Consider the following 15,393-nt stretch of genomic DNA (forward strand, 5'->3'; position numbering starts at 1 on the left):
GACGGCCTTGAACCCAAGCTCCGCCCTCTGGCGCGGCCTTGAATGCACACAGCACCACACACAGCCCGGCAGGCATGCGTTTCCCTGCCGCCGGACCAACGACAAAGAACACATGACCACCGTCCCAAAAGAAATCAACGCCGCCGCGGCAAAGAAAAATTCGGCTGAAAAGCTCACTCCCATGATGCAGCAATATTTAGGCATCAAGGAGAACCACCCGACGATGTTGGTCTTCTACCGCATGGGCGATTTCTACGAGCTGTTTTTCGAGGATGCGGAAAAAGCGTCGCGCCTGCTGGGCATTACCCTGACGGCGCGCGGCGTGGCCAGCGGCAATCCGATCAAGATGTGCGGCGTGCCCTTTCATTCGCTCGACGGCTATCTGGCCAAGCTGGTCAAGCTGGGCGAGTCGGTGGCCATTTGCGAACAGATCGGCGACCCGGCTACCAGCAAGGGACCCGTCGAACGCAAGGTCATGCGCGTCGTCACGCCCGGCACCTTGACGGATGCGGACTTGCTGCCGGAGAAGGCCGAGCGCCCGCTGCTGGCCATGTGCAGCATCACGCAGCGCAAGACGGTGACGACGGGTCTGGCCTGGCTGTCGCTGGCCAGCGGCGCCTTGAAACTGATGGAGTTTTCCGGCGACAGCAGCACCGTGGCCGTGCGCTTGCAGCAGGAGCTCGAGCGCATCGTGCCGGCAGAGATCCTGAGCGGCGACAATGGCAACCTGTTCGACGACTACGCGGGCACGCACATCAACCGCGTGCCGGACTGGCATTTCGACGTGGTGGGCGGCCACAAGGCCCTGCTCGACCAATTGGGCGTGGCGACTTTGACGGGCTTCGGCGCCGATGGCCTCGGCGCCGCGTTCGGCGCGGCCGGCGCGCTGCTGCGCTATGCGCAGTCGACGCAGGGACGCGGTCTGCAGCACGTGCGTTCGCTGACGACGGAAACGGAAAGTGAATTCATCGGCCTGGATGCGGCCACGCGCCGCAACCTCGAATTGACGGAAACCATCCGCGGCCAGGAATCGCCGACCTTGTTCTCCCTGCTCGATCATTGCCGCACCGCCATGGGTTCGCGCATGCTGCGCCACTGGCTGCACCATGCGCGGCGCGACCAGAAGGTGGCGCGCGCGCGCCATGAGGCGATCGCCGCACTGGCGCAAAGCGAAGCGGCCGGTCCGCTCGCAGCTACCCTGGCGCAAGTGCCCGATATCGAACGCATCACCACGCGCATCGCGCTGCTGTCGGCGCGTCCGCGCGACCTGGCCGCCCTGCGCGACGGCCTGCTGCAACTGCCGGCCCTGCGCGGCGACGTCGTGCGTTGCTATGGTCCTGGCCAGGGCGGCGAAACCGGCTTGCTGGCCGCCATCCACACGGCCTTGGCCACGCCTGTTGCCTGCCTGGACTTGCTGGTGCGCGCCGTGGCACAGGAACCGGCCGCGATGGTGCGCGACGGCGGCGTGTTTGCCACCGGTTTCGATGCCGAATTGGACGAATTGCGCGCGCTGTCGGAAAACGCGGGCCAGTTCCTGCTCGACCTGGAAACGCGCGAACGGGCGCGCACGGGCATCGCCAACCTGCGCGTGGAATACAACAAGGTGCACGGCTTCTATATTGAAGTGACGCACGGCCAGACGGACAAGGTGCCCGACGACTACCGCCGCCGCCAGACCCTGAAAAACGCCGAGCGCTACATCACGCCGGAATTGAAGGTATTCGAAGACAAGGCCCTGTCGGCGCAAGACAAGGCCCTCGTGCGCGAAAAGATGCTGTACGACCTGCTGCTGGCCGACCTGGCGCCGCACATCGGCACCTTGCAGACGATCTCGCAGGGCCTGGCCCAGCTCGACACCTTGAACGCGCTGACGGAACATGCGCAGCAGCACAACTGGGCTGCGCCGCAACTGGTTGACGAGCCGTGCATCAACATCGTCGAAGGCCGCCACCCCGTCGTGGAAAAGCAGATTGAGCGCTTTATCGCCAACGACTGCCGCTTCGTCAACGAACGCCGCCTGCTCTTGATTACCGGTCCGAACATGGGTGGTAAATCGACCTTCATGCGCCAGGTGGCACTCATCACCCTGCTGGCCTACGTGGGCAGCTACGTGCCGGCCGCGTCCGCCACCATCGGCCCCATCGACCGCATCTTCACGCGCATCGGCGCCACCGACGACTTGGCGGGCGGACGCTCGACCTTCATGGTGGAAATGACGGAATCGGCAGCCATTTTGAACGGCGCCACCGAGCACTCGCTGGTGCTGATGGATGAAGTCGGCCGCGGCACCTCGACTTTCGACGGCCTGGCGCTGGCATGGGCCATCGCGCGCCATCTGATCGACACCAGCCGCAGCTTCACCCTGTTCGCCACGCATTACTTTGAGCTGACGCAATTGCCGGACAGCCACCCGAGCGCTGCCAACGTGCATCTGTCGGCCGTCGAACACAAGGACAGCATCGTCTTCCTGCACGCCGTGCAGCCGGGCCCTGCCTCGCAAAGCTACGGCTTGCAGGTGGCGCAACTGGCTGGCGTGCCACAGCCCGTGATCAAGGCCGCGCGCAAGCACCTGGCGCGCCTGGAAGCGCAGGCGCTCGACGCCACGCCGCAGCGCGACCTGTTCGCCGCGCCGGCAGCCGATCCGTATGCGCAAGAGGAAGAAGAAGAAGAAGCATCGGCGCCGCTGGCCGCGCTGAATACGGCGCAGCAAGCCTTGCTCGACGCCATCGCCGACCTCGATCCCGACGCGCTCACGCCACGCGATGCGCTCGAGCAGTTGTACCAGTTGAAACGGCTGGCCGCCGCATGACCTGCCGGCGCGGCACGATCCACCTGCTGGCCGCCGGCTTGCTGGCTGCCAGCCTGCCATGGCAAGCGGCGCTGGCCGCCCAGAGCGACCAGGCCGGCTTCGAGTTTGCCGTGCTGGGCCATTCCTTCAACGCCGGACCGGACGATGGCCCCCTGAAAAAAGCCATCGCCGACACGAGCGCCTTCAATGCATCTTTCGTCGTGGCCACCGGCATCAAGGCGGCCAGCGAATCGTGCAGCGACAAGCTGTACAGCCAACGCAAGGACTTGCTGGACGCCAGCGGCCCGCCGCTGATCGTCTCGCTGTCGGCCAGCGATTGGGCCAACTGCCGCAACTCGCGCGGCAGGGTCAACGCCATCGAACGCCTGAACCGCTTGCGCGACGTGTATTTCGCCGACGACCAGAGCCTGGGCCAGCGCAAGCTGACCCTGTCGCGGCTGTCATCGACGGCGAAGTTCCGCAGCTATGCGGAAAACGCCCACTGGGAATATGGCGGCGTGCTGTTTGCCACCATCAACCTGCCCGCGAATAACAACCATTTCCTGCCGGAAGCGGGACGCAACAGCGAATTCGAAGACCGCCTGGTCGCCAACCGTTCCTGGCTGCAGCGCCTGTTCGCCATGGCGCAGCGCAAGAAACTCGACGGTATCGTGCTGTTTTCCGACGGCGACATGGGCGTGCTGGACGAAGACGACAATTCGCTGCTGCCCAGCTTCAGCTCAAAACAGGACGGGTTTGCCGGACCGCGCAAGCAGGTCCGTACCCTGGCGAAGAAATTCAGCGGCAAGGTGTTATTGGTCGATACGCAGCGTGATGGCGACGCGGACGGCAAGGAAGGGAAGAGTAAAAAGGCCGCAGCCAAGGCAGGCGGGCCGAAAATCAGCTGGAAAGGCAACCTGGGCCACGTCAGCATCGACAACGACTGGTCCGCCATCGCCGTAAGGCCAGGCAAGACGCCATTCTTTGAGGTGCGTCAACGCGCAGTCAGGCCATCGGCCCAAGCGCGTGCCAAGGCGTCGACTGTACGCCGCTAGCGCATCAGCAAACAGGCCGGCATGTAGCCGGCCTGGAACAAGCGATATTAGTGAATCGGATGCGAACGGAAGTGATCGCCTTCGTCACCCTCTTCTTCATCATCACCATGGTCATGGCCGTGTGCGCCATGCACGTGGCCGTGGGCGATTTCTTCGTCGGTGGCGGCGCGCACGTCAGCGACGGTCAGCGAGAAGCGCAGCGCGATGCCGGCCAGAGGATGGTTACCATCCAGCACGACTTTGTCATCGGCGATGTCGGTGACCGTGAAGATCATCGCTTCTTCGTCCGGCGAATCGCTTTCCGGCATGCCTTCGAACTGCATGCCCACTTCCAGCGGCTCAGGCAGGCGGTTGCGCGGCTCGACCTTGACCAGGGCGGGATCGTATTCACCGAAAGCATCATCCGGTTCGATCTGGATCGTGTTGGAATAGCCAACTTCCTTGCCGTCGAGCTCTTCTTCGATCTTCGGCAGGGTGTTTTCATAATCACCGTGCAGGTAGACCATCGGCTGACGGCCGTCTTCGATCAGATTGTCTTGCGCGTCTGACAGTTTGTAGTTGACAGTCACGACCGTATTTTTGGCAATCTTCATTATGCTTCCTTTCATTGTATAAGCTGGCAAATTATACCTTCACGCCGCCAACGGCAGGCGCATTCCTGCATTTCCGGTTGTTATAATGGGCGCATGAAAACATTAACTCTCCTCGGCGATATCACGCCGGCGCAATTCCTGCGCGACTACTGGCATAAAAAGCCCCTGTTGATCCGTCAAGCCGTACCGGGCTTCAAGGCGCTGTTCGATTTCAAGGCCCTGGCCGAGCTGGCTACCCTCGATCACGTTGAATCGCGCCTGGTCAGCCATGCGGATGGCCACTGGAACATGCAGCAAGGTCCGCTGACCAGCCTGCCTTCGCTGAAACAGAAGGAATGGACTCTGCTGGTGCAGGGCGCCAACCTGCACAGCGCCAAGGCCGACGCCCTGCTGCGCCAGTTCCGTTTCCTGCCGGACGCGCGCCTGGACGACCTGATGGTCAGCTTTGCCACCGATGGCGGCGGCGTGGGCCCGCATTTCGATTCCTATGACGTGTTCCTGCTGCAAGGCCAGGGCAAGCGCCACTGGCGCATCGGCGCGCAGAAAGACCTGAGCCTGATCGACGGCTTGCCGCTGAAAATCCTCAGCAATTTCACGCCCGACGAAGAATTTACCCTGGAACCGGGCGACATGCTGTATTTGCCGCCCCACTATGCGCACGACGGCGTGGCCATCGGCGACTGCCAGACGTATTCGATCGGCTTCCGCTCGCCTTCGTTCCAGGAACTGGGCGAAGCTTTCCTGCAATTCATGGCCGACTCGATCGACTTGCCGGGCATTTACAGCGATCCGGACCTGAAAGCGTCGGGCAAGCCGGCCGAAATCCCCCGTGAAATGCTCAGCACCATCGCGGAAGAACTGAACAAGGTGCGCTTCACGGAAGAAGACGTCACGATTTTCCTCGGCGAACACCTGTCGGAACCGAAGCACAATGTGTTTTTCACGCCGCTGTCCAAGCCGCTGACGGTGGGCCGCTTCGCGGACGCCGCACAGAAAAAAGGTGTCGTGTTGTCGCGCAAGACGCTGATGCTGTATCGTGGCAAGAATGTCTTCATCAATGGCGAATCGTTTGCCATTGGCAAGGCCGACAAAGCGGCCCTGGAAACCCTGGCCAACGAACGCGCCCTCGATGGCGCCGCCGTTGCCATGGCTTCCGATGACGTGATGGATGCCTTATATACCTGGTATCAGGATGGCTGGATCGAACTGGCTTGAATGGGTGCAGCGTAGCGAAGTGGTATTACAGTAAGCAAAATAACATCTTCTGCGCCAGCGCAAAGAAAGATATTATTTTTATATCGTTTTGTCGCGCTTTCGCAAAACACTTACACTTGCTTGCAATTTGCTTCGGCAAATATTGCGATATCACAAAATAGTTGCGAATTTGCCTCTTGCTCCTATTGCGACGCACCAAAAATCGCTATAATATTCGGTTAGGAAGTTTCCGTTGTCTGGCAGGCACCACCTGGTACGAAAAGCCTTCGAAGACGACCTAACGAGCGATAATTACCGGTAATTATTCATCGCAACAATGTTGATTTATTTTTTGAAATAATTAAGGAAAACAAATGAAAAAATCCCTGCTGATCGCCTCCCTGATGGTTGTTGCTCTGGCTGCTTGCAGCAAAAAAGAAGAAGCTCCTGCACCAGCACCAGTAGTTGAAACCCCAGCACCAGCACCAGCAGTTGAAGCTGCTCCAGCTGCTGCTGCTGACGCTGCTGCTTCGGCCGCTACCGACGCTGCTGCTGCTGCTTCGGCTGCCGCTTCGGCCGCTACCGACGCTGCTTCGGCTGCTTCGGCTGCTGCATCGGCTGCTAAGTAATTTAGCACCCTGCACTAAAGAAAGCCGGCCTTAGGGCCGGCTTTTTTGTTGGGTAAACACCCAACCAAACCTACTGCGCGCCGCGCTTTGCGGCCTGCGATGCTCACCGTACTAAAGTACGGCTGCGCTTCTTAGCCACAAATCACTGGCGCTCGCTACGGTTTTGTTGGGCGTCGCAAGCATCTATTGCGTACCCAAAATAAAAAGGCTGTCCCGGTTTGCACCGGGCCAGCCTTTTTTATGATGCGTGGCAGCTTTTGATCGCCGCCACTCAGTGAACCTTATTTCAACTGATCGTTCAGCAGGCCCAGGATCTTCTCTGCCACTGGTGAGGTATCTGGCTGGCCTTCGTTGCTGAGGATACTGACCAGGCTGGTCGAGCCCGTGCCGGCCTTGACGAGGACGCGGTAGCGCTGCGCTTCCTTGTCCTTGTCGGACGACGAACCCCAGCTGAACAGTTTCGAGAAGAAACCGTCTTTCTTGACCGCGTCCGGATCGACGTAACGCACGAAATACGTGCCTTGCGTGCGGTCGCGGTCTTCCACGGTAAAGCCGACGCGGTCCAGCGCCAGGCCGACACGGCGCCAGGCGCGGTCGAAACCTTCATCGACTTCGATTGCGCGCGCCGGCGTGGCGGCGTCGCCGACCAGCTTGGCGTGCTGCGGCTGCACGATGGCGGCATCGACAGCCGTCTTCGCCTGCGCATCGTCGCTGGCCGCGCCCAGGCGCGTCATCAGCTTGGCCAGGAATTGCGCTTCCAGGCCCGGATCGTTCGGGCGAGCGGTCCAGGTGGTGGTTTCCTTGTCGCGGCCCGTGACAACCTCTTCCACGCCACGGTGGCTGACGTAGATCTCGGTCGAGCCATCGGCCAGGCGCTCCACGCGCGTGCGGAACTTGTCTTTTTCACCGGTCGAGTACAGCGAATCGAAGGCCTTGCCGATGGTGCTGCGGATAAAGTCTTGCGGCACCTTGGCGCGGTTTTCATTCCACTCGGTTTCCATGATGCCAGCCGTAGGCTGGTCGACGGCAATGGTAAAGCCCGAATCTTCCCAAAACTGCTTCAGTTGCGGCCACAGCACTTCAGGCGACTGCTTGACGACCAGCCAGCGCTGGTTGCCCGCGCGCTCGACCTTCACGCCGCCTGCCGTGACCGGCACGACACCGACCACGCCGTCGGCACCCACGACGACGGGCGTACCGGCCGTGGCGTTGCGCTGCGCGTTGTAGCCGGAAGCCGTGGCCACGCCGTTTTTCGCATCCGGCAGCGAGTAGCGGTTGTCCTGCTGCAATTGCGTCAGGTCAGGCGGCACGTCCAGGGTGCCGGCTTTCTTGACCGACTTGTAGTCGACCTTGTCGCCGCCGACTACCGAACTGATCATGCCGCAGCCCGCGAGGCTGGCTGCGATGGCGCCGATGACGATGCCGCGGACGGCGATGGTGGCAGGCGCCGATTGGTTTTTCTTGCAATTAGTCATGTCGTAACTGGATAAGAAGCTAAGTAGCAGCTGGAATCAGGGAAGGTCCGGACTGGTCAAGTCCGGGCTTGAAGTTCGGTCTTAAGACAGGATGCCGGCGTCGCGCAAGGCATCGCGCACGGTCACATGGCAGTTTTCAGCCAGCGGCACCAGTGGCAAGCGTATGCCGGCAGGCATCAGGCCCATTTCGGCCATCGCCCATTTGACGGGCACCGGGTTGGGCTCGACAAACAGCTTCTGGTGCAGAGGGAAAACCTTGTTATTGATGGCGATTGCCGTGGCGCGCTCGCCCGCCATGGCCGCGACGCACAGTTCGTGCATGGCGCGCGGCGCGACGTTGGCCGTCACGGAGATATTGCCGTGGCCGCCGCAGAACATCAGCGCCATGGCTGTCGGATCGTCGCCCGAGTACACGGCGAAGTCGGCTGGGACCAAACGCAGCAGGTCGATGCCACGGCCGATATTGCCGGTCGCATCTTTCACGCCGACGATATTCGGGATGGCGGACAGACGCACGATGGTCTCGTTGCTCATGTCGGCAACCGTACGGCCCGGCACGTTGTACAGGATGACGGGAATGTCGACGGCGTCGGCGATGGCCTTGAAGTGCTGGTACATGCCTTCCTGGGTAGGACGGTTGTAATACGGCACCACTTGCAAGACAGCATCGGCGCCCGCTTCTTTCGCGTAGCGCGTCAGTTTGATGGCCTCGGCCGTGGAGTTGCCTCCGGCGCCGGCGATGATAGGAATGCGTCCCTTGGCATGTTCGACGGTCAACTGGATCAGTTCGCAGTGTTCTTCCACGCTGACTGTTGCCGATTCGCCCGTTGTGCCAACGATGACGATGCCGTCCGTACCCTCGGCGATATGCCAGTCGATCAGCTTGCGCAGACCTGGAAAGTCCAGACTGCCGTCTGCGTGCATCGGGGTGACGATTGCTACAATGCTGCCCTTGATCATAGTAAGTTTATAGCGCCGATAAATAAAACAACGATTGTAGCGGATAGCCCGCGCCTGTGGTGCATTCTGACATAGTATGGCCGCTCAAAACGTCGGCAGCAGCGCCGCCAACCGTGGAAAATCCGGCCGGACGGCGCAAATTCGTTGCACCAGAGCAGCTTTTGGCTGTTCCACGCGCCCATCCTCATACGCTACCACACGCAATCCCTGCTGCACCGCCCAGCTCAGCATTTCGCCTTCCTTCAGCAAAAATTTCGGATTCGACGGCTTGCCGAACTGCTCATTGCCCTCGGCAAACGTTTCATACAGCAGCACGCCATCGGGCGCCAGGCTGGCAACCATGGCGTCCAGCAACGGCCGGTGCAGATAATTGGTGACGACGATGCCGGCAAAGCGGCCGGGCGCGAAAGGCCATACGGCGCCCGGCGCTTCCAGATCCACCAGTGAGGTGGTGATGCCCGTGCCGGCCGCTTTTTCCAGCATTTCCGGATCATGGTCGAGCGCGATCACGGGGTGGCCCAGGCTCACCAGGTGGCGCGCATGGCGGCCTGCGCCGCAGGCCAGGTCCAGCACTTCGCCGCCCGGGATCAGCGGCGCCCAGCGGCGCAGCCAGCCGGAAATCGCTTCGGTTTCTACTGTTGGTTCAATTGCTTGCATCGGTACTTCCATCAATTATTTGCGTATATCCAGTTGCTTGTATCACGTCAACAGGGCCGTCAGGGGCGTGACCATGGTGACAAAAATGCCTATGACAAATTCGATTGCCGCCAGCAAGGCGCGGTTCAGTACGCCCGTGTACATCAGCAGCACCAGGGCACCGAACACATACAGGCTGTAGCGCTCGATGCTGGCGTAAGGGCGCGCCAGTTGCATCGGCAGCAAGCCTGTCATGATGCGCCCGCCATCGAGGGGTGGCACGGGAATCAGGTTAAAGACGAACATGGCCGCATTCACGCTGACGCCGGCGCCCGCCATCTTGCGGAAAAACATGCCCATTTCCGTCGGCGGCAGGACGCTGAGCACGACAAAGGCAATCATCCAGCCCAGGCCCATGGCAAAATTGGCGCCAGGCCCCGCAAACGCCACCCAGGCCATCTGCTTCTTCGGATTGCGCAGGCGGCTGAAATCGACGGGCACCGGCTTGGCATAGCCGAACGGTACCTGGATTGCGAAATACAGCATCAAAGGCAGCAAGATCGTGCCGAAAGGATCGATATGCCGGATGGGATTGAGGCTCAGCCGGCCCTCGTTCGAAGCCGTGGGGTCGCCGAAATAGCGGGCGACGTAGCCATGCGCCGCCTCATGCAGGGAAATGGCAAACAGCACCGGTACCAGGTACACCGCAATGGTCTGGACTATCGTATTGAAATCGCTCATGACCGCGATTCTACCAGAGGCGCCACAGCCTCTTTCTTACGTTGTCATTAAGAACAGGTGAAGACCGGCGCGGCAACAGGCGCGCCCTGCCCCTCTACAAGCCCAGCACGGCCGGGTCGCCGCGTCCCACACGCACCACTTCCGCCTCCGGTCCCGTCAGGTCGATCACGGTGCTGGGACCATGCGCGCAGACGCCGCCATCGATGATCAGGTCGACCAGTTTTTCCAGGCGTTCGCGGATGGTGTCGGCATCCGTCAGGCTCTCTTCATCGCCAGGCAAGGTCAAGGTCGCGCCCAGCAGGGGCTGGCCCAGCTCTTCCAGCAGGCATTGCACGATGCGGTGCTGCGGCACACGCAGGCCGATGGTCTTGCGCGACGGGTGGCTGAGGCGGCGCGGCACTTCCTTCGTCGCTTCCAGGATGAAGGTATAGGCGCCCGGCGTGGCCGCCTTGAGCAGGCGGAACTGGCGATTGTCGACGCGGGCGTATACGCCCAGCTCGCTCAAGTCGCGGCACAGCAAGGTGAGATGGTGCTTTTCATCGATGCCACGGATGCGGCGCAGGCGCTCGACGGCGCCCTTGTCGTCGAGCTGGCATACGAGTGCATAGCAGGAATCCGTGGGCAAGGCCACGACGCCGCCGGACTGGATGATCTGCGCAGCCTGCTTGATCAGGCGCAATTGCGGATTGTCGGGGTGAATCTGGAAAAATTGACTCATGTGTAAGCGTTCTGGCGAACCAGCTTGTTAAGTTAGCATTATTGTACGCCGCGCAGCGCGGCGATGCGTTGTTCGATCGGCGGATGGGTGGCGAACAACGCGCCCCAGCCGCCATTGCCTCCGCTGATGCCCAGCGCCTGCATCGATTGCGGCAGCTCGCCCGGCGGCACGCCGCCCAGGCGTGCCAGCGCATGCATCATCGGCGTGGGGCTGCCCAACAGCTTGGCAGAACCGGCATCGGCGCGGAATTCGCGCTGGCGGGAGAACCAGGCAACGATGATGGAAGCGAGCAAGCCGAAGATCACTTCGCACACCATCACGGTGACGAAATAGCCGATGCCGCGTCCGCCGCCTTCGCGGTTGTTATTTTTCAGCAGCACATTGTCGACAAAGAAACCCACGACGCGCGCCATGAAGACGACGAAGGTATTCACCACGCCCTGGATCAGGGTGAGTGTCACCATGTCGCCATTGGCGACGTGGGCGATCTCGTGGCCCAGCACGGCTTCGACTTCATCGCGGTTCATGCTTTGCAGCAAGCCGGTCGAGACGGCCACCAGCGCCGAGTTTTTGAAGGCGCCCGTGGCGAACGCATTCGCGTCGCCCTCGTACACGGCCACTTCCGGCATGCCGATACCGGCCCGCTCGGACAGCGCGCGCACGGTATTGACCAGCCACAATTCCGTCGACGACGTCGGGTTGTCGATCACGCGCGCGCCCGTGCTCCACTTGGCCATCGGTTTGCTGATCAACAGGGAAAATATCGATCCCGTGAAGCCCACCACCAGCGAAAACACGAGCAGGCTGCCCAGGTTCAAGGTGCTGCCGCGCGCCGGATTGCCCACGCCCAGCAAACTGAGCACGAGCGACAGCACCAGCATCACGGCCAGATTGGTTGCAATAAAAAGGACGATACGTTTCATGGGCGTTGGCTCCGGAAAACAGAATAGCTAAAAGATAAGTGTGCAGTCGCGACTTTTCAAGCCCGCGCAGGCCAGCCGCGCCCTAGAACCAGTCGTGCCAGATCGGGGTCACGTTGGCAGGTAAAGGCGGCAACTTGGCAAAATCCACGCGCGATTCGCCCGGCGCATGGAAATCCGTGCCGCGCGAAGCGAGGAAGCCGTAGGCGTTGGCCAGCTGCGCGTATTCGGGATACTGGTCCGGGCTATGGCTGCCCGTGACGACTTCGATGGCCACGCCGCCGAGTTGCTTGAATTCATCGAACAGCACGCCTTGCGCCATGTCGCTGAAGCGGTAGCGGCCCGGGTGCGCGATGACGGCCACGCCGCCCGCGCCGCGTATCCAGCCCACCGCTTCGGCCAGGGTGGCCCAGCGGTGCTCGACGTAGCCAGGCTTGCCTTCCGACAGGTATTTCTTGAACACGTCGGGAATGTTCGCGCATTTCCCCATTTCCACGATGTAGCGGGCAAAGTGCGTGCGCGACATCAGGTCCGGGTTGCCGACGAATTTCAAGGCCCCTTCATAGGCATCGGGGATGCCGGCCAGGTCCAGCTGGCGGGCGATCTCGCGGCCGCGCGCGTCGCGCCCAGAGCGCGTCTGGTGCAAGCCCTGCACAAGACCGGGATTGTTTTCATCGACTTTCAAGCCAACAATGTGCACGGTTTCGCCGGCCCACGTAATGGAAATTTCCACGCCGGCCACGAAACGCATGCCCAGGTCCAGCGCGGCCGTGCGCGCGGCGGCCACGCCCGACACCTCATCGTGGTCCGTCAGCGCCCACACATCGACGCCGGCCTTGCGTGCGTACGCAGCCACGGCGGCGGGCGCGAGCACGCCGTCGGAGATATTCGAATGACAATGCAGGTCGACTTTAAGCATGTGAAAACAATACCCTGCACGGGCTCAGCATGGAAGAAGTTTTCATTGTACGCTGCTTGTCAAATCGCGCTGCGGCGTTCCCGTCACACATCAGGCCAAAAAGGCTTCCACGAGCCGCGCCAGTGCCGCCGGCTGGTCATGATGCAGCATGTGGCCCGCATCGCGCATCATCTCGCAGCGCACATCCTTGATGCAGGCCAAGCGCCGGTCGATCTCGATGCGTGCCTGTTCCTTGGGCCCCATCCATTGCCACATATTCGTGTCATCGGCCTCCACCCACAGCACGGGCGCCGTGATGCGGCGCCAGCACGCCATCACTTCCTCCACCTGGTACAGGATGGGATTGACCCGCTTGTGCTGCGGGTCGCCCATGATGTCCCACTCGCCCGCCTCGTTCTGCGCCGACCAGTGCTCGGCCAGAAACGCCGCGCGCTCGTCCGGCAGGCGCGGGTTGGTCTTTTGCAGGCGTTCGGCCACGGCCTTTTGCGTGGGATAGCTGCGCATGGCGGGCGGCTCGCGCAATTCATCGAGCCACTTGGCGTAGCGGCCCGGCGCCTGCTCCGGTTTTGTTGCCATCATGCCGAAGCCTTCCAGGTTGATGAAGCGGCTGATGCGCTCGGGCCGCACGCCCGCGTACAGGCCGGCCACGTTGGCGCCCATGCTGTGGCCCAGCAGATTGACGGGTGCGTCCGGCGAGTAATGCAGCAGCATGGCGTCCAGGTCGGCCAGGTAGTCGGGGAACCAGTAGGTGTCCGATTGCGTGTAGTCGCTGAGGCCAAAGCCGCGCCAGTCGGGCGCGATCACGTGCCAGTCGCCGGCCAGCTCGTCGACGACAAACTGGAACGAGGCGGCCACGTCCATCCAGCCGTGCACCATGAACAGGATGGGCGCCCCTACACGGCCCCAGTGGCGCACGTGCGTGCGGGCGCCGCGGATGTTGATGAATTCGGAACGGGAAAGTTTCATGGGTTTCATCGCATGCCTGCCTTGAAAGTGGCGCAGATGGCGCCACATGCTGTGTCTGTAGATAGTACGGCCATAAAAGTACGACCGTTCGATAATTATACCGGATTGACGGTCGGCGCTCGGACTTGCCCTGCAACAGCGTAAAATAGCGCAAAACTTCCGCGTCCGGCCGCGCCCGGCGCTTCCACCACCGCCACAGGCTAACGATGACACTCTACCAATTGGGCGCCGATGCGCCGCAGATTGATGCTTCCGCTTTTGTTGCCGACACGGCCAACGTGATCGGCAAGGTGACCCTGGAAGCGAATACGTCCGTATGGTTTGGCGCCACGATTCGCGGCGACAACGAACGCATCACCGTGGGCGTCAATAGCAACGTGCAGGAAGGCGCCGTGCTGCACACGGACCCGGGCTACCCGCTCGACATCGGCCAGAACGTGACCATCGGCCACCAGGCAATGTTGCATGGCTGCACGATCGGCGATGGCGCCCTGATCGGCATCCAGGCCGTGATCCTGAATGGCGCGAAGATCGGCAAGAATTGCCTGGTCGGCGCGGGCGCCCTGGTCACGGAAGGCAAGGATTTTCCCGACAATATGCTGATCATCGGCTCACCGGCGAAAGCCGTGCGGGCCCTGACGGCAGACGATATCACCAGGCTACAAGGCAACGCCGTGAACTATGTGCAGCGCGGCCAGCTGTTTAATACGCAACTCAAGAAGATTGGATAAAAGAATGACGACTGAAATCACGGGCGCCGTCAGCGCAGCCGCTACCGGCCAGGATACCCTGCAAAAATTTATTTTCGACAACGCCGCCGTGCGCGGCCAGTTCATCGACGTGTCCCACACCTGGCAGGAAGTGGTGTCGCGCCACGCCTATCCAACGGCCGTGAAAAAAGTGCTGGGCGAAATGGTGGCAGCCGCCGCCCTGCTGTCGGCCAACCTGAAATTCAACGGCTCCATCATCATGCAGATCCACGGTGACGGTCCCGTGCGCCTGATGGTGGTCGAGTGCGATTCCGACCTGCGCCTGCGCGCCACGGCCAAGCTCGACCCGGACGCCATCATCGCCGACGTGGCCACCGTGCCGCAATTGCTCAACGCCACGGGCAAGGGCCGCTTCATCATTACCCTGGACCCGGCCGACAAGGTACCGGGCCAGCAACCGTACCAGGGCATCGTGCCGCTGGACGGCGACGACATGGCGACCGTGATCGAAAACTACATGTTGCGCTCGGAACAGCTCGACACGCGTCTGTGGCTGGCCACGGACGACACCGTCTCGCGCGGCCTGCTGCTGCAAAAGCTGCCCCACCATGGCGGCAAGGCCGAAGCGACGCCCGTGTCGGAAGAAGACGCGCTCGACACGTGGAACCGCGCCGTGATGCTGGCGTCGACCCTGAAAGAAGCGGAAATCCTGTCGACGGACATCGATACCCTGATGCAGCGTTTGTTCTGGGAAGAAACGATCCGCGTCTTCGACCCGCTGCACCCGAGCTTCCATTGCAGCTGCACGCGCGAAAAAGTGGGCAATATGCTCAAGATGCTGGGCGAGGAAGAAGTCAACAGCACCCTGGAAGAAGTGGGACAAGTGGGCGTGAACTGCGATTTCTGCGGCCAGCACTACGAGTTCGACAAGGTCGATTGCGCGCAGCTGTTCGTTACGGATGCGCCGGCAGAGGTGCTCATTCCACCCGCAGCCAGCATTAACTAATTGTAATATTCTTCGCGCCGCCTCTCAGGCGGCGCCTTTGTTTCTGCTGTCATCTTCCCGTCATCAGTTCGTCATCAGCCCGT

At 61.6% G+C, this 15,393-nt stretch carries 15 protein-coding genes; 6 read left to right on the forward strand and 9 right to left on the reverse strand.

Annotation, left to right across the window (positions count from 1 at the left end):
- Positions 1-112 precede the first annotated feature (112 nt).
- Together mutS and OPV09_RS22840 are read left to right on the forward strand one after the other, a co-directional pair.
- Positions 113-2,809, forward strand: a complete 2,697-nt coding sequence (mutS, locus tag OPV09_RS22835; RefSeq protein WP_338679449.1) for a DNA mismatch repair protein MutS — start codon at positions 113-115, stop codon at positions 2,807-2,809.
- Positions 2,806-3,843, forward strand: coding sequence for a hypothetical protein (locus tag OPV09_RS22840; RefSeq protein WP_338679450.1), 1,038 nt, complete (start codon positions 2,806-2,808; stop codon positions 3,841-3,843). Before mutS ends, OPV09_RS22840 begins: the two co-directional genes overlap by 4 nt.
- 47 nt (positions 3,844-3,890) lie before the next feature.
- Here the strand turns inward: OPV09_RS22840 and OPV09_RS22845 are convergent, their stop codons facing one another.
- Positions 3,891-4,436, reverse strand: coding sequence for an FKBP-type peptidyl-prolyl cis-trans isomerase (locus tag OPV09_RS22845; protein ID WP_070303515.1), 546 nt, complete (start codon positions 4,434-4,436; stop codon positions 3,891-3,893).
- A gap of 93 nt (positions 4,437-4,529) precedes the next feature.
- Between OPV09_RS22845 and OPV09_RS22850 the strand changes: the two genes are divergently transcribed.
- Positions 4,530-5,651 carry a cupin domain-containing protein gene (locus OPV09_RS22850; protein WP_338679451.1) on the forward strand — a complete coding sequence of 374 codons (1,122 nt, stop codon included), beginning with the start codon at positions 4,530-4,532 and terminating at the stop codon, positions 5,649-5,651.
- Positions 5,652-6,004: 353 nt separating this feature from the next.
- Positions 6,005-6,259 (forward strand): hypothetical protein, encoded by a 255-nt coding sequence (locus tag OPV09_RS22855; protein ID WP_034783358.1) that lies wholly within the window; start codon positions 6,005-6,007, stop codon positions 6,257-6,259.
- Between the two features lie 281 nt (positions 6,260-6,540).
- On the opposite strand, the gene bamC is transcribed toward OPV09_RS22855, so the two are convergent.
- The 8 genes from bamC to OPV09_RS22895 form a co-directional block, all read right to left on the reverse strand.
- Positions 6,541-7,734 (reverse strand): outer membrane protein assembly factor BamC, encoded by a 1,194-nt coding sequence (gene bamC / locus OPV09_RS22860; RefSeq protein ID WP_034750677.1) that lies wholly within the window; start codon positions 7,732-7,734, stop codon positions 6,541-6,543.
- Positions 7,735-7,815: 81 nt separating this feature from the next.
- Positions 7,816-8,694 carry a 4-hydroxy-tetrahydrodipicolinate synthase gene (gene dapA, locus OPV09_RS22865; protein WP_338679452.1) on the reverse strand — a complete coding sequence of 293 codons (879 nt, stop codon included), beginning with the start codon at positions 8,692-8,694 and terminating at the stop codon, positions 7,816-7,818.
- An 84-nt stretch (positions 8,695-8,778) separates the two neighbouring features.
- A complete protein-coding gene (locus OPV09_RS22870) occupies positions 8,779-9,351 on the reverse strand; it encodes a class I SAM-dependent methyltransferase (protein ID WP_072455247.1) in 573 nt (190 codons plus the stop codon).
- Between the two features lie 42 nt (positions 9,352-9,393).
- Positions 9,394-10,071, reverse strand: a complete 678-nt coding sequence (locus OPV09_RS22875; protein WP_338679453.1) for a site-2 protease family protein — start codon at positions 10,069-10,071, stop codon at positions 9,394-9,396.
- Positions 10,072-10,165: 94 nt separating this feature from the next.
- A complete protein-coding gene (locus tag OPV09_RS22880) occupies positions 10,166-10,789 on the reverse strand; it encodes an L-threonylcarbamoyladenylate synthase (RefSeq protein WP_072455249.1) in 624 nt (207 codons plus the stop codon).
- A gap of 38 nt (positions 10,790-10,827) precedes the next feature.
- Positions 10,828-11,712, reverse strand: a complete 885-nt coding sequence (htpX, locus tag OPV09_RS22885; protein WP_070303511.1) for a protease HtpX — start codon at positions 11,710-11,712, stop codon at positions 10,828-10,830.
- A gap of 82 nt (positions 11,713-11,794) precedes the next feature.
- Positions 11,795-12,628, reverse strand: coding sequence for a 3',5'-nucleoside bisphosphate phosphatase (locus OPV09_RS22890; protein WP_338679454.1), 834 nt, complete (start codon positions 12,626-12,628; stop codon positions 11,795-11,797).
- A gap of 90 nt (positions 12,629-12,718) precedes the next feature.
- On the reverse strand, positions 12,719-13,594 hold the full coding sequence (locus OPV09_RS22895; protein WP_338679455.1) for an alpha/beta hydrolase: 876 nt from the start codon (positions 13,592-13,594) through the stop codon (positions 12,719-12,721).
- A 206-nt stretch (positions 13,595-13,800) separates the two neighbouring features.
- On the opposite strand from OPV09_RS22895, the gene OPV09_RS22900 reads away from it, so the two are divergent.
- Together OPV09_RS22900 and hslO are read left to right on the forward strand one after the other, a co-directional pair.
- Entirely contained in the window at positions 13,801-14,325 is a 525-nt protein-coding gene (locus OPV09_RS22900) for a gamma carbonic anhydrase family protein (protein ID WP_338679456.1), read from the forward strand.
- A 4-nt stretch (positions 14,326-14,329) separates the two neighbouring features.
- A complete protein-coding gene (gene hslO / locus OPV09_RS22905) occupies positions 14,330-15,310 on the forward strand; it encodes an Hsp33 family molecular chaperone HslO (protein WP_230517402.1) in 981 nt (326 codons plus the stop codon).
- Positions 15,311-15,393 lie beyond the last annotated feature (83 nt).

The sequence above is a fragment of the Janthinobacterium sp. TB1-E2 genome, assembly GCF_036885605.1.
Lineage (GTDB): Bacteria > Pseudomonadota > Gammaproteobacteria > Burkholderiales > Burkholderiaceae_D > Janthinobacterium > Janthinobacterium aestuarii.

Bases quoted from the DNA above. Each gene is read 5' to 3' on its own strand.
- mutS (WP_338679449.1), top strand. From the start codon at position 113: ATGACCACCGTCCCAAAAGAAATCAACGCCGCCGCGGCAAAGAAAAAT.
- OPV09_RS22855 (WP_034783358.1), top strand. From the start codon at position 6,005: ATGAAAAAATCCCTGCTGATCGCCTCCCTGATGGTTGTTGCTCTGGCT.
- OPV09_RS22895 (WP_338679455.1), bottom strand. From the start codon at position 13,594: ATGAAACTTTCCCGTTCCGAATTCATCAACATCCGCGGCGCCCGCACG.
- OPV09_RS22875 (WP_338679453.1), bottom strand. From the start codon at position 10,071: ATGAGCGATTTCAATACGATAGTCCAGACCATTGCGGTGTACCTGGTA.
- OPV09_RS22890 (WP_338679454.1), bottom strand. From the start codon at position 12,628: ATGCTTAAAGTCGACCTGCATTGTCATTCGAATATCTCCGACGGCGTG.
- OPV09_RS22900 (WP_338679456.1), top strand. From the start codon at position 13,801: ATGACACTCTACCAATTGGGCGCCGATGCGCCGCAGATTGATGCTTCC.
- dapA (WP_338679452.1), bottom strand. From the start codon at position 8,694: ATGATCAAGGGCAGCATTGTAGCAATCGTCACCCCGATGCACGCAGAC.
- hslO (WP_230517402.1), top strand. From the start codon at position 14,330: ATGACGACTGAAATCACGGGCGCCGTCAGCGCAGCCGCTACCGGCCAG.
- OPV09_RS22880 (WP_072455249.1), bottom strand. From the start codon at position 10,789: ATGAGTCAATTTTTCCAGATTCACCCCGACAATCCGCAATTGCGCCTG.
- OPV09_RS22845 (WP_070303515.1), bottom strand. From the start codon at position 4,436: ATGAAGATTGCCAAAAATACGGTCGTGACTGTCAACTACAAACTGTCA.
- bamC (WP_034750677.1), bottom strand. From the start codon at position 7,734: ATGACTAATTGCAAGAAAAACCAATCGGCGCCTGCCACCATCGCCGTC.
- OPV09_RS22840 (WP_338679450.1), top strand. From the start codon at position 2,806: ATGACCTGCCGGCGCGGCACGATCCACCTGCTGGCCGCCGGCTTGCTG.
- htpX (WP_070303511.1), bottom strand. From the start codon at position 11,712: ATGAAACGTATCGTCCTTTTTATTGCAACCAATCTGGCCGTGATGCTG.
- OPV09_RS22850 (WP_338679451.1), top strand. From the start codon at position 4,530: ATGAAAACATTAACTCTCCTCGGCGATATCACGCCGGCGCAATTCCTG.
- OPV09_RS22870 (WP_072455247.1), bottom strand. From the start codon at position 9,351: ATGCAAGCAATTGAACCAACAGTAGAAACCGAAGCGATTTCCGGCTGG.